Origin of the sequence: Lactobacillus sp., from assembly GCF_051873315.1 — a bacterium.
Lineage (GTDB): Bacteria > Bacillota > Bacilli > Lactobacillales > Lactobacillaceae > Lactobacillus.
This window is the reverse complement of record NZ_JBJEES010000139.1, coordinates 1-22353: the sequence shown is the minus strand read 5'-3', so window position 1 is coordinate 22353 and position 22353 is coordinate 1. Positions and strand designations below refer to the sequence as shown.

The following is a 22353-nucleotide window of genomic DNA, read 5'->3' as shown; positions in this document are numbered from 1 at the left end:
GCAAAGCTTGATAATTGCTTGCCCCGGCTCTGGTAAGTTCAACCAGTTCTTTCCAAGTCTGATTCAGTGGGTTGGCTGGAGTACCTGCATCAGTCCCCAAAGCCAATTTCACTCCGGCCTTGATCGCCCGGCCAACATGAGTGTAAAAGTCATCCAAAGCATTCCGCATCTTTTGAATTGAGAACAGGGTCAAATCCGGCGTGTCATCTGGTAGATTGGCAACCTGGTAACCAGCAATCAAAGTTGGTGAAAGGAAGATCCCCTTCTCCTTCATGGTCTCAATATCTTCGTCAGTCACGTAGAAACCGTGTTCTACTGAATCAACGCCTGCTTCAACACAATAGTGAATCCCTTGCGCTCCTTGAGCGTGGGCACAAATCGTCATGTGTTTGGAATGGGCTTCCTCAACTGCCGTTTTGATTTCTTCAAAAGTCAATTCCGTATCATCAACTTGGTCAGTCGTCGACATGATCCCGCCTGTAGCCATCAACTTGATGTTTTCTGCCCCTAGCTTAAATTGCGTCCGGACCGCCTTACGCATTTCGTCCGGCCCGTTAACCAGCCAGGATGACTCAAATTCGTTGTTTTCGCCATTTCTGGCATCCCCATGACCGCCAATTACTGAAATTGCCCGGCCACATGGCATGATCCCCGGCCCTTCAAAAGGATGCTGCGCTCTTTCCCGCTTCAACTTGATATCAACGTCAAAGCCAACCGCGCAGCTGCGCAGGTAAGTCACCCCGCCTTGCAGGCCTGACCGCAGATTCTCCAAAGCTGCCACGGTCGTACTGGTTTCAGTTTCTGGATATGCCCGCTTGGCATAAGGATCCATACCAATGTGAGTGTGGGCATTGATCAAACCAGACATCACGTATTGGCCATCAAGATCTACCGTCTTGTCAGCGGCTTTTACCTCGCCTTGACCGAGCTCAGTAATTTTCCCAGTCGCGTCATCAACGGTAAACCAGGCATTTTCCTTTACCTCATCTTCAGTCCCAACAAATAAATTACAGTTAACAAAAGTCGTCTTGGTCATAAGAAGTCTCTTCTTTCTATACTCTCTGCTGCCATTAATCGTTCAGTTTTTGAAAATCAATCTAGTTAACTGTTTATTTCTCATAAACGTAAGCGTGGGCAAACCAGTAAGAACCGCCGTTAAAGACAACGTCGTGAACCGTTGACCGGACAAGCCAGGCCTGGCCCATGTGGTAGAGTGGTGATAAAGCTTGCTGGTTGGTCAAAACTTCCTCTGCTTGCAAGAGGTAGCTGAGCCGCTTTGCGCCAGTCGCGGTTTGTGACTTGTTTACGGCTTGGTCGTAAGCCTTGCTTGACCACTTGCCGAAGTTGTAGCTTTGGCCCGTCAGCATGTATTTCAAGAAGTTGTAAGGATCCGGGAAGTCACCGGTCAAGCCGGTTAAAGTGACTTGGTATTGGCCGTTAAGCATCCGGCTGACCCGCGTGGTCTTTGGCAGATTTGATACTGAAACGTCAACTTTGTCGCCAAAAGCGGCCTTAAAGCAGCTTTGCAGGTATTCAGTCGTTTGCTTGGAAGTATCGTCGTCATCGCCAGTCAAGGTGAAGCTGAGCTTCTTCATGCCCAGTTGCTTCAAGCCTTTTGCCAGGTATGCGGCAGCCTTCTTTTTGTCGTAAGTCATGTAGACATTGTTTGGATTGCGCTTTTCAACGTAAGCCGCAAACTTTTGCCCGCTGGCAACTACTGTTGGCGCGGAGAATGTCTTGGCAACAGTGTTTTCGCCGCCAACCGTCTTTACCAAAGCTTGCCGGTTAACAGCCATTGAAAGGGCCCGTCTTACCCACACGTTTTGCAGGAACTTGTACTTAGATACGTTGTAAGTCAGGTATTGAGTGTTCCCTTGCCGGCGAACCGTGTAAGCCTTGTTGGTCTTCATAGCCTTGGCCGCCTGGCTGCTGAGCAGTGCCGCATCGAGCTTGCCGCTTTGATAAAGGTTGAGGTCCGTTGACTGCGTCTTCTGCACGCTGTAGGAAACTGTCTGCAGCTTGACTGACTTCTTGTTCCAGTAGTAGGGATTCTTGACCAGTTTCCAGCTCAAGTTTGAACCCGTCCAGCCAGTCTGCTTGAAAGCCCCATTGTAAACCATGTACTTAGAAGCTGTGCCGTACTTTTTGCCGTATTTTTCTACAGCTTTCCGGTTTTGCGGGAAAAGTCCGCTGGCTACCAGATACTTCATGTATGGCAGCTTGTGTTCCAAACTGACAACCAGCTTGTACTTGCCAACAGCCTTGACCCCCAATGAACTTGGCTTTTTCTTGCCAGCCACTACCGCATCAGCATTCTTGATCCCATCATACAGGTTCCCTTGCTGGGAAGCAGTCTTAGGATCCAGAGTCCGCTGCCAGGCATAAACAAAGTCCGCCGCGGTTACCTGATCACCATTTGACCAGCGCGCGTTCTTGCGCAAGTAGAAGGTCCAGGTCAAGCCGTCTTTTGAAACTTTTGAGGACTTAGCAACGCCCGGAGTCAGCTTGGAATTTGCGTCCAGGTTGTACAGGCCTTCCATTACATTGTTGAGTTGTTCCCCGCCAGTGGTATCCACCACCTTGGACGGATCCATTGTTTCGATCTCTGAGGTAGTCATCCAGTTAAGCTGGGACTTCAGTTTAGCTTTGGAAGCTGAGGATGAGCTGCAGGCTGACAAAGCACCAGCAGTTAAGGTTAATGACGCTACGACTAATAATTTATGCAATTTGTTCATGATCTTCTTCTCTTTCTTTGTTGCTTTTGCTACTCGGTTTACGCGCGGAAAAAATATTTTACTTGCCCAAAGGGGCAATAATTCGCGCTGAAGCTGTTGCAATCAAAGAAATAGAATTTGCTCTCAAGATTGAACTAAATTTTGCCTTTACCTGTCATCTTTTGGATGCCTCTCTTTCATTTTCTTTTAAGATACTACCCATGTTACTAGATTTAGATTAATTTTCAAGACTTTTTCAAAAAAGTTTATTTTCTTTTTTGCCAGATTCGATTTAAAAGAAAAAGGCACCGAAGCACCTCATTATTTTATTATCTTATTTGCTTTCACTCGCAGCGTAAGCATTCTTGAAGTCATTGGCTGAACCAGTAAAGACTACGCCATGAACATTTGGTCTGATCATCCAGGCCTGGCTTAAGTGGAAGAGCGGCGTAATCCCCTGCTCTTTTGCCAGAATTTCTTCAGCCTTGGCCAGCTCCTGCAGCCGCTTTTTATCACTGGAAGCACTGTTTGAAGCATCAACAATCTTGTCGTAAGCAGAATTGTTCCAGGAGCCAAAGTTGTAAGTCTGGCCGCTGTGCATGTACTTTAGGAATTCGTAAGGATCTGCCGCGTCAGTCGTCAGACTCATGAAGCAAAGCTCATAAGTCCCATTCATTAAGTGACTGATCCGGTTAGTCTTTGGCAGGCTCTTCACGGAAACGTTAATCTTGTTGCCAAAAGCCGCCTTTAAAGCACTTTGCAGGTACTCGACCGCCTTTTTGCTCATATCATCGTCATCACCCATGATCGTGAAGGCGATAGACTTTTTGCCCAGCTTCTTCAGAGCTGCGGCAAAATATTTTTGCGCTTGCTTCTTGGAGTACTTGCTGTATTTAGCCGCGTCAGTCTGGCTTACAACGTATTTGGCAAAATTCTGTCCGCCAATTGCCATGCTGGCTGAGCTCATGGTCTGGGCAGTCTTATTGTAGCTGCCTTCTGTATTGACCAGGGCCTGGCGGTTGATAGCGATGGAAATTGCCCGCCGCAGGTCGGCGTTCTTGAAGATGGTCACCTTCTTGATGTTGTAGTTCAGGTAGTAGGTGTTGTCCTGGTCACGCACAGTATAGCCGGCACTCTTCTTTAGCTGGCTTGCCGCGGAAGTATCAAGCAGAGCCGCGTCGAGCTTTTTGCTCTGATAGAGGTTGTAATCAGTTGACGCCGTTTTCTCAACATTGTAGTTGACGGTTTGCAGCTTAACAGCTTGCTTGTCCCAGTAGTACTTGTTCTTGACCAGTTTCCAGGTCAGGTTTGAACCAGTCCAGCCCTTTTGAACAAAAGGTCCGTCATAGTACTGATATTTCGAAGCAGTGCCGTACTTTTTACCGAACTTTTCAACGGCAGTCTTGCTGACCGGGTACATCCCGCTAGCAACGGTTGTCTTGAAATAAGGCACCGGGTGAACCAGCTTGACAACGAGCTTATATTTGCCAACGGCTTTTACCCCCAGACTTGACGCTGACTTCTTGCCTTCAGTGATGGCGACCGCGTTCTTGATCACCTGGTACTCTGTCGTATTTCCGGCGCCAGTCTTTGGATTGACCGCCCTTTGCCAGGAATAGACAAAGTCTTGGGCTGTAACCTTTTCACCATTTGACCAGTAAGCATTCTTCCGAAGAGTAAATGTCCAAGTCAAGCCATCTTTAGATACCGCCGCTGTTTTGGCTATCCCTGGCTTAACCTTGCCATTTTTCCCAAGGCGGAAAAGGCCTTCAAATGTATTAGTCTCTTGCTCACCACTGGCTGTATCCACAGTGGTGTTGGGATCCATAGTTTCAATTTCTGACGTGGTCATCCAGCTGATCGACTTTTGGTAAGTCGTCTTGCTGCTGGCGCTGCTGCTTCCGCAAGCGCTAAGAGTAGCCACAACGACACTAGTAATTACCATGGGAATATAGTTCTTCTTTTTCATGTGATTTAGTCCTTTTCTTTTGATTGATCTGCTGCTTTCTTTAAAAGTCGCGGCACAATCGATCGGTTGAAAAGACCCGCTTCACCATGAATTTGACTATCTCAATTTTACTTTCATTATTGACTTCCATCCTTCACTTTTGTTTTTTGAGATAGTTTTATTATACTAAGACAAATTAGAATGTAAAGATCTCTTTTAATTTTCATATCATTTTTTGCCAAAAACTTTTTTTTTAAATCCAGGATAAAGTTATTCCCTTTTCAGCAGAAAAAAGACTGACAAAATTAATTGCCAGTCTCTTTCGTCTATTCCGGGAACTCTTCCCGCTGCATTTTTTCGGTGATCTTGTTCAACATTTCATTGATTCCCATTACTTTATCAGCAAAGCCCCGGCCAAAGTCATCTGCCAGTCTGTCTTTGAGCAGCTTTACTGAGTCCGGGTCCTGCTCATTTATATCTAAACCGTAGTAGTAGTTGGCCACCTTGTTTAAAAAGGGAATCATCCTCAGCGTCTTGATAACTGCTGGTCTGCCATTGTTATACTTTTCAGCATCTGCTTGTGACGCTTCTTCGGTTGACACGCTAGCGGACCATTCAAAATAAGCTTCATCGATTCCGATAGTCACCACGCTGTAGCTGTTGCTTAAATCTTCCTCATACCAGAACTTATGCCGTTCTGTATCACCATCTTCTTGCTCATTATAGCCAGGTATGCCTTGTCTGAACATCCCTTGGACAATTACCAGCTTATTAGTCAGCAGATCATCGTAGAGCTGAGCCAAGGTTTCCACCCTGGTCCATGAAGCCCTTTCCAAGAGTTCAGGTTTATGACGCATGTTCCGGATAGTCTGATATGGTATGCCTGTTATATTAGCTAATTCACCGACATTTACGTCTTCCAGAAGCAGGGCCTTTTTTGCATCTTCCAGTTCATTCATCCTTGAAGCACTGATCCTTATATGTGAGTAATGTCTTTGCCGCATGCTTTCCCGCCTCAAAAATAGTATCTAAGCCATATTTTACCATCTTAGATTACATTGAGCGGTGCAATTGAGCGCATATTTTTTCAAAAATACCTATTTCACCAAATTCAGCTTTTTGTTAGCCGCGACGATCTTCTCCTTCAAGAATACGGCAAGAGGCTCATCCAGACTGTAGTCACCGCAAATCACATGAGTAAGAGACTTCATGTCACTTGTTTCACCTTCCTCTTCTCCCTTTCCGTTAATGATGATCACAGGGCATTGGCCAGGCAAAATAAGATCAGGGTATTTAGTGCTACGGAATTGGTGAACAACCTTTACCGCCTTGCTGCCATATGGATTAAAGCCGCACAAGATTACCGCTCCGCAATCTTCATCGAAGTAATCTTCACCGATCAGTCTGAACATCGTCATGTCCATCTTAGACGTGCAATAACGGCCAAGGAGGCCAAGATTGTCGCTTTCTTTTGCCATCCGCAACGAGTAAAAGTGCTTCTTCTCATCTTCATCCAGCACAACAACTTGGGCAAGCGGGCCATTAACCTGATCTTGCTCACATCCTGCCGTGTTCAGCAGCACCTGAGACATTTTCACGTCTGGGAAAAGAGCCTGGAGCACCCACATGGCAGTTTCATCATTCTTGAAGACCGTGCAAAACACTTCGTCATTGCTCATCCCTTGGTAATTAGTATTTTCCATATTATATTTTTCCTTTGCTCATATAGCAACCACAAGATTTTTTCTCAGCAAGTTAATTTAAGCACTTTCAAGAAATCCCGCAAAGTCCTGCTTTTTCGGAAAGGAAAAGCCCGCGCAAACGCGCAGGCTAAGCAACCAAAGCAAAAAGCAATTTACTTTCTTCGTCAGAATCTGTCAAAAATGGTATTCGTCTTCCCGCTCAAAAATTTGGCTCCATCTCGCGGAAATGAACTTTGCGTAGAGCAAGCTTGGCAGGCCGTAGCATCCCAGCGCGTATGCGTCATTTGCTTCAACCATCCTGCTCTGTCCGTCTTTGCAGTAGCAAATATCGACGCTGCAGGCAGCTGGACGGTCTGGCCACTTTCTGAATTCTGTCATTAGCTCATCCAAAAATTCTACGTCATAGTGATAACGATAACCCTGGTAATTAAGGTCCGATACCGAGCCGTATGGCCGAACGTCAATAATCCGGTCATACATGATGAAGCAGCGCCATTCGGCAAGAATGTCTATTGGCTCGCTTACCAAGATCTCGTAGTCTTCCATTGAATTGCCGCAGCCGATTAAATCGGCTGTATTTCGGATGATTTTCCCGGTAAAAGCCTTATCCTTAACCGGCTTGATAAAGTAGCCTGCCGACCACTTTTTCTCATCGCTGGAAAAACTGTTTATCGTATCCCGCCAAATCTTTCTCTTTAACAATGGCTTCAATCTTTCCGGATAGCAGTCCATATAAGTTGGATGACCGAATTTTTTAAAGATCCATTGGCATTGCTCGATATAGTCTAGCACTATGTCCTCTGGGCAAATTTTTTCCTCAATTTCGTCTATAAAGTGATATGGCACGATCTCCGCGCCTAATTCCCGGAAACCATACATCGCTGTAGCGATATTAATACTGTGCGGCACATCAAGATTCATTTCCTTGTCGCGCCTAACCCTCATCCAAACTTTCATTGCCATCTCCATTTTTCATAAAAAAACGCCTCCCGGATTTCCAGGAAGCGTTCCCCTACATTACGCCAATCAAAAGCAAACTAATCAGCAGGGCCAAAGTAAAGCAGATACCGATCAGCCAGCCCAGGATCTTAAAAGATACCTTGAGCAAAAAAGCGGCGATCGCCACCGGCACGGCCACAATAGTTAAAAATATCAGTAAGATCAAAAAAGATATCGTAAACATGATAATTCCCCCAACTTGTGCTCTATCCCCTAAATACAAGTTAAAGGTAACCCAAGCCGGCGCGGCCTGTCAACCTTCTTGCTCTCAGCGGATGCTTCTGCCCAGCTTTCCCCAGGCAGCTGCCTCAAAAAAATTAAGAAAACATCTCTTCTACTATCTCATCATGCAGCTTGTTGATCCGCTGGCTGGTCTTTTGCCAGTTGTACTCGCCATGCTGCTTGTTCCGGTAGGCGTAAAGCTGGGCCTCATTGATATACTTCAAGGCCAGGTCCCAGCGTTGCTCTGTCCCCCAGCCTCTGGCATAGCACAGGGCCAGGCGGTAGTCAATCTCAGCAATCAAGTCTTCGTCGCCTTCCTGCAAGACGCTTTCCGCCATGCTGTAATACTGAAAGGCAATCTGGTCGTTTCTCTTTACAAAATTGCCAAAACGGAAAGCATCCCCCAGCTTATAGAAGGCATTTGGATTGCCAGCCAAAGACGCTTGCGTAAAGTAGTAAAAAGCCTGCTCCTGGTCGGCTTCACCAACCCGGCCAAAGGCATAGATGTAGCCTAAATTGCACATGGCCTGGGAATTGCCGTAGTCAGCTGCCTTCTTATAGCACTCAAGGGCTAGTTCATAGTCCCCCTGCCGGTAGGCTACCGCCCCCCGGTCCAGCCAGGTCGCGCCAATTTTATCCATCTCAACGAATTTATCTTTATCCGAAAATGCCATCTTTACCGCCAACCTTTCTAAAAATTAACTAAGAGCCAGCTCCTTGACCGGATACGCGATCGGCTGAGTGGAAGTCTCATAAGCCGGCAAGCCGTGCATGGCGCGGTAGATCGCCCGCTCAATTGAAGACAGGCCCGCCGAATCCGCGATTGCCAGCCGCTTGGCATACTTGCGCAGGGCCTTGCTGGTTGAGTGCTTGTTCAAGTTCTGCACCATGACCGTTACGTCAGCCCGCTTCAGCGCGTGCTTGTAAAAAGATTCCGTATCAGAAAACTTAAAGGCATCAATCACCTTGCAGCGTCCGTGGTGCTCACCAACCATCTTTTGAATCTCCTGGCTGCGGAGCTCATTACCGATGACCACCGCCACGCTGCGGCCATGCAGGTCAAAATTCAAGGTCGATACGCTCTCATCTTTGTCCTTGTCTTCTTTTTCGCTCTTGGCCTTCTTTTCAGCCGGTTTTTCCTTCTTTGGACCTGCTTTTCCCTTAGTCTGGCTGACCCAACGGACGATCATGTTGCTGGGGCTGTTCTTATACCAGGCTAAATCGACGATGTCGCCTTCATGGACAAATCCTGTCTCGGTTTGCCCGGCATCAATGATCGCCGGCACCTCATAGCGGTCAATGCCCGCGCAATCGCTTAATCTCTCGCCCATGGCGCTGTGGCTGACGTACAAGTCGCCAGCGGCATCTCTTTCCACGACCCCATATGACAAAGTCGCGATATTAGACGGCAAATTGCCTGCTTCCACGATCCGAACCACCCGGGGCGGTTGGCAGCTCGGGTCCAGTTCAACCAGGTCGCCATTTTCAACATTCAGATTTTTGACAGCCAGCTCATTGATCTCGCTGACCAGGTCCCCTTGTTCGGTATAAAAACTCCCGCCTTTCAGCGCCCGGGAGAAGCGGCAGAGCTTGTGGCCAGCACTGATTTGGTAAGGGATGCTGGCTGTTGGCTCTTCATGGCGGATAATCTTGACTTGCTTTCTGTCCTCTGCTTCTGCTAAGTCCCCGCCGCTGTCCGCCTCTTCGATGGCGTCTGAATCATCAGAATAATCTTCCTCATCGCTTGCTTCGTCTTCCTCATTATCATCATCAAGATCGACTCTGGCCAGGGCCAGGAGGTTTTCAATCGCGACTGCTCCCAAGCGCAGGGAAGTACTGCTGTCATCCAAAGCATCTAGGATGTTCTGTACTTGCTCACGATAGTCTAAATAGTATTCTTTCATCTTTTTATACCCTTTCATTTTTGAATTCGCATTCCACGTCTATTCTTATTATCGCAATCTTTTGAAAAAATGACAGGGCATATGCGAAAAAAATTGGGGAAAAGGGCAAAAAATGCTCTTTTCCCTTAACAGTAAGCCTTTACTGTAAATTTGTTTTTGCGGCCTTGATCACCCGGGCTACATTTTCACTGGTCCGGGCTAAATTTTTCCCTCCGCCGGCCAGAGCTTCCGGCAAGCTGCAGACACCAGGCAGGATGCCAAAAATTGCCGTAAAGCCAGCATCATACAAGCTGTCAATTCCGTCTCCGACCTGGCCGGCCAAAGCAAAGACGGGGATGCCAAACTTCTTGGCAACCTGGGCCACGGCATATGGAGTCTTGCCAAACTTGGTCTGGAAATCAATTCCGCCTTCACCAGTAAAGACGTAGTCAGCATCCCGCATCTTTTCAGCTAAATGGCTTTCCTCAATCACAATCTGGGCACCGGCTTTCATCTGGCACTTGCTGAAGGCCAAAAAGCCTGCGCCAAGGCCGCCGGCTGCCCCGCTGCCTGGCAAATTTTCAATATCTTTCCCAACTTGCTCCTTGATCACAGCCGCGTAATGGTGGAGATTAGCATCAAGCTTTTGGACCATCTCCTTGTCAGCTCCTTTTTGCGGGCCGAATACCGCCGAAGCTCCGTTTGGTCCAGTCAAAGGATTGGTCACGTCGCTGGCCAGGATAATCTCTGCTTCTTTTAAGCGGAGATCCAAGCCGCTGGCATCAATTTTGGCTAGCTCCCCTAAACTTCCTCCGCCAAAGGGCAAGTCTTTGCCATTTTTATCTAAAAACTTGACCCCCAAAGCCTGGGCCAGACCAGCTCCGCCGTCATTAGTCGCGCTGCCGCCCAAGCCCACGATAACCTTTTTGACGCCCCGCTTTAACGCGTCAAGCACCAGCTCCCCGGTCCCAAAAGTGGTCGCCGTCATTGGATTCCGGTCCTTTTTCTCAACCAGGCCCAGGCCACTGGCCGCGGCTGTCTCGATCACCGCGCATTTTCCGTCATTGATCAGTCCGTAGCTGGCCAAGACCCTTTTGCCGTCTGGGCCGGTAACCTCCTTTGCAACTTTTTCACCAGGTACACAGGACAATATTGCATCTACCGTTCCTTCCCCGCCATCCGCCATGGGAACCTGGACTACTTCGGCATCTGGAAAGACCCGCTTGATCCCCTCGGCTATAGCCTGGCAGGCCGCTTTGGCTGACAGGCTTTCCTTGAAACTGTCGCTGGCTGTAATAAACTTGAGCATTTTTCTGCCCCTTTCATTTTTTCAATATTCAGCTCTATTTTAGCGCTTCTCGCTGGATTATCAGTATAATTAAATGAAAAGAGTTTTGGATAAAGAATAAGGAGCCCTATGGAAACCAAGAAATACCTCTCCCTCATCGACCGGGAAATGGCCCAGATGCCGGACTTCGTCAAGGAATACCAGCTGGAAACCCGCCACTCTCTGACCACCAGCTACCAGTACCTGACCGAAATCCGCCGCTTTTTCTCCTGGCTGATCTCTGAAAATTTAACCCAGGCCGAAAGTCCCAGCCAAGTTAAGCCGAGCGACCTGGAAAAATTGAGCCGCAGCGACGTCATGCTCTACCTGGACAAGCTGGAGCACAGCAAGAACAAGCAGGGCCACCTCAACTCCCCAACAACCGTCAACCGGTCCCTCAACGCCCTCAGATCCTTGTACAAGTACCTGACGACCACCGCTGACAGCAACAATGGCGAGCCTTATTTTGACCGCAATGTCATGCTCAAGATCAACTCGCTTCCTTATACAAGCACCTTGAACTACCGGGCCCATGCCCTGGAAGCCCATATGTATACTGGCGACTTAAAATACCAGTTCATGGACTTTTTAGACCAAAAATTTGCTGGTCTCTGCAGTGGGCGCGCTCTTTCCTCTTTTAAGCAAAACAAGGAACGGGACATGGCCGTTATCGCCTTGATCTTAGGCACCGGGATCCGGGTTTCTGAATGCGCCGGCGTTGACATGAAAGACCTCAACTTAAAAGAGGCAACTTTAGACGTCACCCGGAAAGGCGGGCAAAGAGACTCAGTGCCGGTTGCTGACTGGACCCTGCCCTACCTGAAAAAGTACCTGGCAATCCGGGCTGACCGCTACCAGGCCCCAAACAATAACAAGGCCTTTTTCTTAACCAGCTACCACCAGGAATGCCGGCGGATGACGACCAATGCCATTGAGAAAATGGTTGGCAAGTATTCAGCCGCCTTTGGCCACCCCCTCACCCCCCACAAACTCCGCCACACGGTTGCTTCTGAACTCTACCAAGCGACCAAAGACCAGGTCATGGTGGCCCAGCAGCTGGGGCAAAAAGGTACCTCAGCCACTGACCTCTACACCCACGTTGACCAAAGAGAACAGCGGGCCGCCCTCAATGCCAGCGCCAAACAAAACAAGTCCTCCTCTGATTAGAGAAGGACTTATTTTCGTCTTTTGCTAGTTATTTTCTTCTATGGTAAAAATTTTATTTTTAGTCAGCCAGGTGCTTGTTCTTGTAAACCAGCTTGCCGCTGACAAAAGTCAAGGCAGTCATGCCGTAGACTTCCTGGCCGGTGAAAGGAGTGTTGACCCCCTTGGACAGGTAGTCTTCCTCGGCAATCTTTTCGGCGTGATCCAGGTCAAAGACGGCCAGGTCAGCTTCCTTGCCCGGAGCCAGGACACCAGCGTCAAGGCCAAAGAGCTTGGCTGGCTGGTAGCTCATCAGATCTAGAAGCAGACTCAGATCCATCTGTCCGCTCTTGACAAACTTGGTGTACAGGCAGGCAAAAGCCGTTTCGTTGCCGATGATCCCGAAGGCGGCCTTCCGCATATCGCCGGCCTTTTCTTCCCGGCTGTGCGGGGCGTGGTCGGTCGCGATCAAGTCGATCGTCCCGTCCAGCATCCCTTCAATCAAGGCAAACTGGTCTTCCTTTGACCGCAGAGGCGGGTTCATCTTGTAGTAGCCGTTGTTGCCGTCGATCTCCTCTTCGCTCAAAAGCAGGTGGTGAGGAGCAGCTTCAGCGGTGACGTTGATCCCGTATTCCTTGGCGATCCGGATCAGTTCCACGCTCTCCTTGGTGGAAACGTGGCAGGCGTGGTAGTGAACGCCGGTAGCTTGGGCCAAAACCAGGTCTCTGGCCAGCTGGGCTGATTCACTGACCCCCAGGATGCCTGGCAGTCCGAGTTCTTCAGCCTTCTTGCCGGCATTCATCACCCCGTGATGGTAAAGGGAGTCATCTTGAATGTGCTCGCAGATGGCCAGGCCAACCTTGGCTGCTTCTTGCATTGCTTCGTACATGGTACCGGCTTGCTGGATGCCATGGCCATCATTGCTGAAGGCAAAAGCTCCTGCTTCTTTCAAGGCAGCCATGTCAACGACTTCGTCACTGGTCAGATCTTTGGTAATAGCCCCGTATTGCTTCAAGTGCACGCAGCTGTTGGCTTCGTTTAAAGCAACTTGCTTTTCAAAAGTTTCCAGGTTATCTGGCACCGGGTCAACATTTGGCATGGTGCAGACCGTGGTGAAACCGCCCCGGGCTGCTGCTTCAGACCCGGTCTTGATGGTTTCCTTGTAGGTAAAGCCAGGTTCTCTGTAGTGTTCGTGGATGTCCACCAGACCAGCTGTCAAAAGTTTGCCCTTTAAGTCGTAGACTTCAGCACCCTCTTCCGGCAAGTCCAGACCGACCGCCTGGATCTTGCTGCCGGAAAGCAAGACGTCTTCTTTGGTGAATTCGCCTTCTTGGTAAACCAGACCGTTTTTCAGCAAAATGGCCATTATTCAAGGCCTCCCAACTTGCGGCCGCGCAAAACGGCTTCGATCATGGCCATTCTGACAAAGACCCCGTTGTGCATTTGCACAGCGTAGCGTGACTTAGGTGCTTCAACCAGGTCGCCGTCCCATTCAACCCCGCGGTTGATTGGACCCGGGTGCATGATGATGGCGTCATCCTTAAGCATGTCGTAGCGGCGTTGGTTTAAGCCATAAGCAGCGTTGTAGTCCTTGGCGTCAAAAAGCTGTTCAGTCTTGGCTTCTTCCCCGTTGTGGCGTTCGTGCTGAACTCTGAGCAGCATCAAGACGTCAAGTTCTGGAATTTCATCGTCAATATTCTTGACATAAGTGCCGTACTTGCTGAATTCTTCAGCGTCGTACCAGTATTCTGGACCTGAGAAGTAGACTTCAGCGCCCAGGGTGTTCAAGATTTCCATGTTTGACCGGGCAACCCGGGAGTTGGTCAAGTCGCCCACGATCATGATCTTCAAGCCGTCGAAGTGGCCGAATTCGTTGTAGATGGTCATCATGTCCAGCATGCTTTGGGATGGGTGCTGGCCGGAGCCGTCACCAGCGTTGACCAAGCCCATTTGCAGGTGCTGGCCTTCCTTTGGGTGGATGATTTCGTTGTAGTAGGCGTTTTCCGGGTGTCTGATGACGCTGAGTTCGATGCCCAGGGAAGCCATAGTCAGTTCAGTGTCATAGAGGTTTTCCCCCTTGTTGACTGAAGAGTGGGATGGGTCAAATGGGATAACCGTAAGGCCCAGCCGCCTTTCAGCAACTTCAAAGCTGGTGTGAGTCCGGGTTGAGTTTTCAAAGAACATGTTGGTGCAGAAGATTGGCCGGCTCAAGGCTGGTACTTCCCCGCCGTTCTTGAAGTATTGGGCTCTTTGCAGCAGGTGCAATACGTCATCGGCGCTCAATTGTTCAACACTGACAAAGTATGGCAGGCGAAGCAAGTTATCTTGCTTGTCTTCAGTTGCGACAACGACTTGGTTTTCGGTAACAGTGGTCATGATGATTTGGCATCCTTTCGAAAATAACTTAAGCAAAAAGACCATTTTAAACACTCAGTCTCCGTGTCTAAAATGGTCTCTCAAAGTCTGCTTAAACTGCCCGGGAAGCTTTCTCCCCGGCCTTCTTGCCAATCCGAATGTTTGCCAAGAAATCTTTGTTTATGTCTGAAATTTGAGCTGCCTTCTTAGCCTCACGGGACTAAATTTAAAGGTCATTCATATGTTTCCTTAACTATAAAGACTTTTGCCAGGCAAGTCAAGCCTTTTTAACAAAAAAGCAGGTAATTTTTTAAAAGGCAAAGTTTAAAACTATTTTCAACCGCTTTCGCACGTGTTTGCGGTATAATCTACCTAAGGAATCGACAGACATGTGTTTTGTTAGACTGACAGGAGGAATTCATCCATGAAGTTTACGAAATTGTTGAAAACACGCAAATCCGTCCGGACTTATTCGGGCAAGCCTGCTGGCAAGAAGCAGGTAAAGAAGATCATTGAAGCAGCTGAACTGGCGCCAGTTGCCCGCGGCTTATACGAAAATTACCAGCTGACGGTCATTTCTGACCCGAAGATTTTGAAGGAGATCGACCAGGAAGCCGCCATGATGTTCGGCGACTTGGAATCCCATCCCTTGTACGGGGTACCAACCTTGATCCTTGTTTCCGCAAAAGAGCGGGATGAAATGGCCTATGCCAGTGCCGGCATTATTGCCCACAACATGGTTCTGGCCGCTGAAAACAAGGGCCTGGGGGCCTGCTACCTCTTTGGCGCGGCAGCTGCTCTGGCTGCTCACCCGGAAACAGTCGTCAAGCTTGACCTGCCAACTGGCTTTTTGCCGATCTGCGGGGTCGGCGTCGGGGAAACTGAAGAAGAATTGACCATCCGCGACCAGAAGATGGACCGGATCGGGATCAACGAAATTTAACCGGCGAAAGCTGAACTAACAAAGCGCGAGAGGGCAAACTGCCTGCTCGCGCTTTTTATTTGATGATTTCTTCTGGTGAAAGGCGCCGGTAGCGGTCCAGAATCTGGCTGATTTCTTCCGGGCTCTCCTGCATCCCCCGCTGCACCCACAAGGTAAAGATCGTGGCCAGGCCACCAAAAACCAAGCGGCTGGCATAGGGCTGCTTGATGGCCGGGTGGGCCAGGTTGGCCCGGCGTTTAGCGAAAACATCAGCCATGACTTCCTGCAGCCGGTACTCTGTCCGCTGGACCAGATCACTTTTAAAAAAGACCGTGACCAGGTCTTCATTCTCTTTAATATAATCCAGCAGGCGCAGGATGCTCTCTGTTGAAAAAAGCTCTGCGCCTTCCCCGCTATCGCTTTCTTTCAGCAGCTCTTGAATGCCGGCAAAAAAGTCAGCCTCCGTCTGCCGGAGCAGGTCTTCCTTATCCAGATAGTTCAAGTAGAAAGTCCCACGGTTGATCCCGGCTTTTTGGCAGAGCTGGCTGATGGTCAGCTGCTGAAAACCGCTGACTGGCACCAAGTCAATCAAGGCCTGGCGGATCTTGGCCTTGCTGGCCGTTTTTCTGCTCTTTTTTGGCAATTGAAACCTCCAAAAGAAAAAATCCTTAAATCAACAGATTGTTTATTTTTGCTCATTAATTTTAGCTGATTTTTGTGTAAACTGCTAGTCAGACACATCAGAAAAAGGAGGACATTATGGCACTCATTGAAGTGAAGCATAACACGAAAACCTATCAGTCCGGTGACACGACGGTTTACGCCAACCGGGACATCAATTTTGCAATCGAAAAAGGCGAGCTGGTCATCATCCTGGGCAGCTCCGGGGCCGGCAAGTCGACCTTGCTCAACATCCTTGGCGGGATGGACACCAACACCAGCGGTGACGTCATCGTCAACGGGCAAAATATCGCCAATTACAATGCCAAGCAGCTGACTGCCTACCGGCGGACCAACATCGGCTTCGTCTTCCAGTTCTACAACCTGATTCCAAATTTAACGGCCAAGGAAAATGTCGAACTGGCTTCTGAAATCGTCAAGGACGCCATGGATCCGGTCGAAGCCTTGACTGCCGTTGGCCTGGAAAAAAGAGTCAACAACTTCCCGGCCCAACTCTCCGGCGGTGAGCAGCAGCGGGTGGCCATTGCCCGGGCAGTTGCCAAAAAGCCGGCGCTCTTGCTCTGCGATGAGCCAACCGGTGCCCTTGACTACCACACCGGCAAGCAGGTCCTTAAGATCCTGCAGGAAATGAGCACGGTCCACGGGTCAACGGTCGTGATCGTCACCCACAACTCTGCCCTGGCCCCGATCGGCAACCAGGTCCTGCACATCCACGACGGCCAGATCGTCAAACAGGAAAGAAATGACCACCCGGCCGATATTTCCTCGATTGAGTGGTGATCATCATGAAAAAGAAAATGCTTTGGAAAGATGCCGGCCAGGCCATTACTCACTCTTTTGGCCGCTGGATCGCCATCCTGCTCTTAATGGCCGTCAGCGCCTTTGCCCTCATTGGCTTGAAAATGACAGGCCCCGACATGCGGCAGACCGCGACCAGCTTTTTTGACAAATATGAATTAGCCGACGTTTCCGTCATGTCAAACTATGGCCTGGACAAGACCGACCGGAAAATTATCAAAAATCAGTCCGGAGTCAAAGAGGCAGCTTTTGGCTACCTGCAAGACAGCCGGGTTTCCGGTAAAAATACTGACCTCAGAATCTATTCAATCAGTTCTAAAGTCTCAGCCAGCCAGTTAGTCAGCGGCCGGCATCCCAAGAAGAACAATGAAATTGCCCTCAGCTACCTGCTGAAAGGCAAATACAAGCTGGGCCAGACGATCAGCTTGAAAACGCCGGGCAATTTGAAAGAAAAGAAATTCAAAATCACTGGTTTTATCAGGTCCAGTGAAAGCATCGACCGGACTAATATCGGCCAAACTACGGTAGGCGACGGGCAGCTGGACGGAGTGGCTGAAGTTGCCAAAAGTGCTTTTAAGCAAAACACCCCTTATGCCATCGCCCGCATTCGCTACAAGAAAACGGCAAGCATGTATGCCTACTCCAGCAAGTACCGCAATTACGTTGCGGATAAGCAGGAGCAGCTGAAAAAGGAGCTGAAGAAGCATGGCAAGAAGCGCTACAGCAGCTCAAAAAACAAATTACAAGAACAGGAAGACAAATTATCTTCTGCCAAGAAGAAACTTCTGGCAGCCCAGAAGCAGCTGAAAACGCAAGCTGCCGCCCTTCCTGCCGCCGGCCAAGCCTTGGTCAAGCAGCAAGAAAAGAAACTGACCAAACAAGCAAGTCAACTGGCTAAGCAGGAAAAGCAGTTAACAGAAGCCAAGCAAAGCTTAAAGCAAACTGGCAAGGTTGTTTACACGGTAAGTGACCGGTCCAGCAACCCTGGCTACGCGGTCTTTCAATCCAACTCTGAAAGAGTTGACATCTTGGCCAATGTCTTCCCGGTCCTCCTCTTTGCCATCGCGGCTCTGGTTTCTTTAACCACCATGACCCGCTTTGTCGAAGAAGAAAGAATCAGCATCGGGACTTTCAAGGCCCTGGGCTACTCCAACCGGGACGCGGCACTCAAGTTCGTCCTCTTCTCAGCTTCAGCCAGCCTGCTTGGCGTTGGCATCGGGGCAGCGGGCGGCTACACCTTCTTGCCGAAGATGATCTTTGAGGCCTACGCCGCCAACTCCACCATCAGCAATTGCCAGCTCCTCTTCAACTGGCAGATCTTGCTTGTAACAATTGTCATCGCCCTGGCCTGCACCACTGGCGCCGCCTTAATCGTCTTAAGACGGGACCTGGCTGAAAAACCCGCCTCTCTTCTTTTGCCAAAGCCACCGAAAAACGGGTCGCGGATCCTTTTGGAACGCTTCACCCCCCTTTGGAAACGAATGAGCTTCAACTACAAGGTTACCATGCGTAACCTCTTCCGCTACAAGAGCCGTGCCTTCATGACCATCTTCGGTGTGGCGGGCTGCTGCGGGCTCTTGGTCATGGGCTTTGGGATCCAGGACTCCTTAAACGGGATCAGCGAGATTGAATACAGCCGGATCATCACTTACGACCTGATCGCGGTTAAAAAGACTGCTTTGACTAACAAGCAAAAAGATAAGCTGGATTCTGCTTTGGCCAGCTCTTCTGTAAAAAAGCACACTTCTGTTCACTTTGAGGAATTGACCAAAAAGGCCGGAAGCGACGATACAGACCAGTCTATCTCTTTAGTCGTGCCTACTTCCGGGCAATCTTTATCCGGCTACATCAGCTTAAATAACCGGGCAAGCGGACAAAAGCTGACTTTAAAGGGCAGCGGCGCGGTTATTTCTGAAAAACTGGCCAAGCTGCTTAATGCCAAAGTCGGCAGCTACATCAAATTGAAGGATAGTGACGGCGACTACCATAAGATCAAGGTGACCGGGATCTGCGAGATGTACATCGGCCACTATGTCTTCATGAGCAAATCTGCCTACAAGCAGGCTTTTGGTGAAAAAGCCACGGCTAATGCCCAGCTGATTACTTTGAAAAAAGGCCAGTCTCTTTCCAAGTACTCCAGAAAGCTGATGAAGACTGGAGCAATCAAGGGGATCAACCAAAACACGAGCAACAAGGAAACCATTGATAACATCATGGGCAGCTTGAACAAGGTCATGATCATCTTGATCGGCATGGCCACCCTCCTGGCTCTGGTCGTTATTTACAACCTGTCTAACATCAATGTTGAAGAAAGAATCAGAGAACTGTCGACCATCAAGGTGCTCGGCTTCTTTGACAAGGAAACCACCCTCTACATCTACCGGGAAACGATCATTCTCTCCATTATCGGCATCCTCTGCGGCTACCTGGTTGGGATTGGCCTGCACAGCTTCATTATCAACAGCCTGCCGCCAGACAACGCCATGTTTGACCCGACTATGCTGGCAAGCAACTTCATCTATTCAGCCTTAATTCCAGCCGTGATCACGGCTTTAGTCGCCCTGGTCATGCACAAGAAGATCAAGTCCGTCAACATGCTGGACGCCTTAAAATCTGTCGATTAAGACAAAAACGGAACCAAGTGGTTCCGTTTTTTATATCTCTCAATCTCTATATCTGAAAAATATTGCTAAAAGCCAGTTACTGTCCGATTGTAGTAGACCAGGTGCTGCTTTTGACTGAGTGGATCAACCAGAATTTTAGTCACGGAGCAGTTGTCTGGTTCCAGAATCTGCAGACCCTGGCCGCCAGTAGCGTTAATGGCAAAAGATCTGACCGTGAAGCCGTGGGTCACCACCACGATCTTGTCTTCTGGATACTTCTTGCTGATCTCCTCCACGAATTCTGCCGTCCGCATCTCCACGTGGGCAAAGCTTTCCGCCTTTGGCGCAACTTGCACGTAGTCTTCCGTCACGTCATTAACCAAGGGAGAAAAGCAATTCGGGTATTCAGCCATCAATTCGCTGTTCTTTTGCCCGTCCCAGTCCCCGTAAGAAATCTCCAGCAAGCGGTCGTCTGTTTCAACCGGCAGGCCAGCCTTTTGGTTCAGAATTTCCGCTGTTTGCTTGGTTCTGACCAGGGGTGAGACGAAAAGGCGGTCAAAATTGCTGATATCAAACTGGTCAGCCAGTTTTTGTGCCTGCTCCTTGCCCAGGTCGGTCAAGTAGGTGTTGGGGGTATTGATGGTCCCCTGCTTGAGGCCTGCCTTATTGGCAAAGGTCTGTCCGTGCCGGATAAAGTAGAATGTGGTCATGCGCTTCCTCCATTGTTTGTAGACTTTTTTCTTTGCTAAAAAATATTATACCAAAATTAAAATTTTGTTGACATTTCTAATTTTCGCCTTATAATAAAATTAATCACACGAAAGGAGCGAAAAAATGTTTACTTTACAAAGCAATCAAATGCAAAACAGACTTTTTTCCTCCTCCCAGTCTTCTTCCACTTAAGAAGGCTGCAATTTGTGATGGCCTTCAGCACAGTTTAAAACAGTGAGGCCGAAACAACAACTCCAACATAACATCTCATGGCAAAGGGCACTCACGCAAAGCGGGTGCCCTTCGTTTTTTCAGAAAGGAATTCTTAACTTATGACATGCTACAACTTCGCGGCTGGTCCAGCCATGCTGCCGGTCGAAGTCATTGCCCAAATCAAACGCGACTTGCCAGATTATGCCCACAGCGGCATGAGCGTCATGGAAATCTCCCACCGGTCAGCTCTTTATAAGGATCTCTACGCGGAAACCAAGGCTGACCTTCTGGAACTCATGAAGCTGGACCCGGCAGAATACGATGTCCTCTTCTTGACCGGCGGGGCAACCCAGCAGTTCACCACGATTCCTTTGAACCTGGCCCGCAAGTACCACCGGATCGCGGTCGTGGACAGCGGCCACTGGGCCCAAAGAGCGGCTGAAGACGCGGCTAAGGTGCCAGGCCTCACTGTTGATATCGTAGCTAGTGCCAAGGACAACAATTACACGGCTGTTCCTAAAATTCCGACTGAATTTGACAAAGACTACGACTACCTCCACATTACCACCAACAACACCATCATGGGGACGGCCTACAGAGACGACCAGATTCCTAAAACCGACATCCCCTTGGTAGCCGACGCTTCATCCAATTTCCTGGGCCAGGAATACGACTTCAGCAAGTTCGCTGTCATCTATGCCGGAGCGCAAAAGAACCTGGCTCCTGCCGGCTTGACCGTTTTAGTCATCAGAAAGGACCTTTTGGTTAAGCACGATGACCTGCCAGGGTTCTTCGACTTCGCTACTGAAGCCAAGAAAGAATCAGCCTTGAACACCCCGCCAGTCTTCCAGATTTACGTGGCTGGCCTGGCCCTTAAGTGGCTCAAGGAGAAAGGCGGCGTGGCCGGCATTGAAGCCATCAACCAGGAAAAAGCCAAGCTCCTTTATGACTGCCTGGCTGAGTCCAAGAATTTTAAGAGCAAGGTTGATCCAGACAGCCGGTCAATCATGAACGTGCCTTTTGTCAGCGGTGACCCGGACCTGGACGCGGAATTTGTCAAAGAGGCAAGTGCCCACCAGCTCCTTAACCTGAAGGGCCACCGCTTAGTTGGCGGGATGCGGGCAAGCATCTATAACGCCATGCCGCTGGAAGGGGTAAAGGCCCTCTGCGACTTTATTAAGGATTTTGACGCCAAGCACTAATTTTTTGAAAGGATTCCCCATGTACCAAATTAAAACTTACAATGCCATTGCAAAAGAAGGCTTAGCCGAATTCGGCGACAACTACCGGATCAACCAAACTAACAATCCAGATGCCTACTTGATCAGATCAGTTGACCTCCATGACCACGAATTCCCGAAGAATTTGAAGGCAATCGCCCGCTGCGGGGCCGGCTACAACAACGTGCCTTTAGACAAGGCCCTGGAAAACGGGACTGTGGTCTTCAACACTCCAGGCGGCAATGCCAATGCCGTTAAGGAACTGGTTCTGGCATCTATGATCATCGCCAGCCGGAACATCGTGGCTGCCGCCAACTGGTCAGCTAACGCCAAGCCGGGCGCGGACATCACCCTGCGGACGGAAAAGGAAAAGACCAGCTTCAACGGGACTGAGCTGTTAGGCAAGACGGTAGCCGTAATCGGTTTGGGCCACATCGGCTCACTGGTAGCTAATGCCTGCCTTAACTTGGGGATGAAGGTTGTCGGCTACGACCCATACTTGACTGTTGAAGCCGCATGGCGTTTGTCAGACCATATCAAGCGGGCCACCAGCATCGCTGACGCTGTTAAGGACGCGGACTTTGTCACTGTCCACGTGCCAAAAAACGAAGAGACGACTGGCTTGATCGCTGACGCCAAGATCGCGCAGATGAAGTCAAATACTATCTTGCTCAACTTCGCCCGCCTGGGGATTGTCGACAACAAGGCTGTCGTTGAAGCCTTGGCAGAACACCGCTTGGGCAAGTACTACACCGACTTCAGCGATGCCACGATTTTGCACAACGACGACATCGTGATCATGCCCCACATCGGCGGATCAACGATTGAAGCGGAAATCAACTGTGCCCGGATGGCGGCCAAGGAAACCATTGACTTTTTGGAAACGGGGAACATCACTAATTCAGTCAATC

At 49.4% G+C, this 22353-nt stretch carries 20 protein-coding genes; 6 read left to right on the top strand and 14 right to left on the bottom strand.

Going from position 1 to position 22353, the window contains the following annotated elements:
* From ACI32D_RS08710 to ACI32D_RS08665, 10 genes are all read right to left on the bottom strand, one after another.
* The coding region (locus ACI32D_RS08710; protein ID WP_439776186.1) for an amidohydrolase family protein at positions 1-1036 on the bottom strand (1036 nt) is incomplete at its 3' end.
* A gap of 73 nt (positions 1037-1109) precedes the next feature.
* Positions 1110-2735: a peptide ABC transporter substrate-binding protein gene (locus ACI32D_RS08705; protein WP_439776185.1), complete on the bottom strand. Its 1626-nt coding sequence runs from the start codon at positions 2733-2735 to the stop codon at positions 1110-1112.
* A gap of 313 nt (positions 2736-3048) precedes the next feature.
* Positions 3049-4683 (bottom strand): peptide ABC transporter substrate-binding protein, encoded by a 1635-nt coding sequence (locus ACI32D_RS08700; protein ID WP_439776184.1) that lies wholly within the window; start codon positions 4681-4683, stop codon positions 3049-3051.
* Between the two features lie 305 nt (positions 4684-4988).
* Positions 4989-5621: a hypothetical protein gene (locus ACI32D_RS08695; RefSeq protein ID WP_439776183.1), complete on the bottom strand. Its 633-nt coding sequence runs from the start codon at positions 5619-5621 to the stop codon at positions 4989-4991.
* Positions 5622-5759: 138 nt separating this feature from the next.
* Positions 5760-6365, bottom strand: coding sequence for a hypothetical protein (locus tag ACI32D_RS08690; RefSeq protein ID WP_439776182.1), 606 nt, complete (start codon positions 6363-6365; stop codon positions 5760-5762).
* A gap of 174 nt (positions 6366-6539) precedes the next feature.
* Complete coding sequence (locus tag ACI32D_RS08685) at positions 6540-7322, bottom strand: ATP-grasp domain-containing protein (protein ID WP_439776181.1); 783 nt, start codon at positions 7320-7322, stop codon at positions 6540-6542.
* Positions 7323-7377: 55 nt separating this feature from the next.
* Positions 7378-7548, bottom strand: coding sequence for a hypothetical protein (locus ACI32D_RS08680; protein ID WP_439776180.1), 171 nt, complete (start codon positions 7546-7548; stop codon positions 7378-7380).
* Positions 7549-7681: 133 nt separating this feature from the next.
* Positions 7682-8260, bottom strand: a complete 579-nt coding sequence (locus ACI32D_RS08675; protein ID WP_439776179.1) for a tetratricopeptide repeat protein — start codon at positions 8258-8260, stop codon at positions 7682-7684.
* Positions 8261-8284: 24 nt separating this feature from the next.
* Entirely contained in the window at positions 8285-9490 is a 1206-nt protein-coding gene (locus tag ACI32D_RS08670; protein WP_439776178.1) for a DUF2325 domain-containing protein, read from the bottom strand.
* Positions 9491-9629: 139 nt separating this feature from the next.
* Entirely contained in the window at positions 9630-10778 is a 1149-nt protein-coding gene (locus ACI32D_RS08665; RefSeq protein ID WP_439776177.1) for a glycerate kinase family protein, read from the bottom strand.
* A 108-nt stretch (positions 10779-10886) separates the two neighbouring features.
* On the opposite strand from ACI32D_RS08665, the gene xerS reads away from it, so the two are divergent.
* On the top strand, positions 10887-11963 hold the full coding sequence (xerS, locus tag ACI32D_RS08660; RefSeq protein WP_439776176.1) for a tyrosine recombinase XerS: 1077 nt from the start codon (positions 10887-10889) through the stop codon (positions 11961-11963).
* A gap of 58 nt (positions 11964-12021) precedes the next feature.
* Here xerS and ACI32D_RS08655 read toward each other — a convergent pair whose 3' ends face one another.
* Both ACI32D_RS08655 and ACI32D_RS08650 read right to left on the bottom strand, forming a co-directional pair.
* Positions 12022-13305 carry a dihydroorotase gene (locus ACI32D_RS08655; RefSeq protein ID WP_439776175.1) on the bottom strand — a complete coding sequence of 428 codons (1284 nt, stop codon included), beginning with the start codon at positions 13303-13305 and terminating at the stop codon, positions 12022-12024.
* The gene (locus ACI32D_RS08650) at positions 13305-14315 is read right to left on the bottom strand and encodes an aspartate carbamoyltransferase catalytic subunit (protein ID WP_439776174.1); all 1011 of its coding nucleotides are present in this window, start codon (positions 14313-14315) and stop codon (positions 13305-13307) included. The genes ACI32D_RS08655 and ACI32D_RS08650 overlap by 1 nt, the downstream gene beginning before the upstream one ends.
* Positions 14316-14718: 403 nt before the next feature.
* Here ACI32D_RS08650 and ACI32D_RS08645 point away from each other — a divergent pair, with 403 nt between their 5' ends.
* Positions 14719-15237, top strand: coding sequence for a nitroreductase family protein (locus ACI32D_RS08645; RefSeq protein WP_439776173.1), 519 nt, complete (start codon positions 14719-14721; stop codon positions 15235-15237).
* A gap of 55 nt (positions 15238-15292) precedes the next feature.
* On the opposite strand, the gene ACI32D_RS08640 is transcribed toward ACI32D_RS08645, so the two are convergent.
* Complete coding sequence (locus tag ACI32D_RS08640) at positions 15293-15859, bottom strand: TetR/AcrR family transcriptional regulator (protein WP_439776172.1); 567 nt, start codon at positions 15857-15859, stop codon at positions 15293-15295.
* Between the two features lie 116 nt (positions 15860-15975).
* On the opposite strand from ACI32D_RS08640, the gene ACI32D_RS08635 reads away from it, so the two are divergent.
* Together ACI32D_RS08635 and ACI32D_RS08630 are read left to right on the top strand one after the other, a co-directional pair.
* Complete coding sequence (locus tag ACI32D_RS08635) at positions 15976-16677, top strand: ABC transporter ATP-binding protein (protein WP_439776171.1); 702 nt, start codon at positions 15976-15978, stop codon at positions 16675-16677.
* A 5-nt stretch (positions 16678-16682) separates the two neighbouring features.
* Positions 16683-19319: an FtsX-like permease family protein gene (locus ACI32D_RS08630; RefSeq protein WP_439776170.1), complete on the top strand. Its 2637-nt coding sequence runs from the start codon at positions 16683-16685 to the stop codon at positions 19317-19319.
* A 65-nt stretch (positions 19320-19384) separates the two neighbouring features.
* On the opposite strand, the gene ACI32D_RS08625 is transcribed toward ACI32D_RS08630, so the two are convergent.
* A complete protein-coding gene (locus ACI32D_RS08625) occupies positions 19385-20008 on the bottom strand; it encodes a histidine phosphatase family protein (protein ID WP_439776169.1) in 624 nt (207 codons plus the stop codon).
* Between the two features lie 333 nt (positions 20009-20341).
* On the opposite strand from ACI32D_RS08625, the gene serC reads away from it, so the two are divergent.
* Both serC and ACI32D_RS08615 read left to right on the top strand, forming a co-directional pair.
* Positions 20342-21424: a 3-phosphoserine/phosphohydroxythreonine transaminase gene (gene serC / locus ACI32D_RS08620; protein WP_439776168.1), complete on the top strand. Its 1083-nt coding sequence runs from the start codon at positions 20342-20344 to the stop codon at positions 21422-21424.
* Between the two features lie 19 nt (positions 21425-21443).
* Positions 21444-22353, top strand: a 910-nt coding sequence (locus tag ACI32D_RS08615) for a 3-phosphoglycerate dehydrogenase (protein ID WP_439776167.1), incomplete at its 3' end; no start/stop codon positions are given.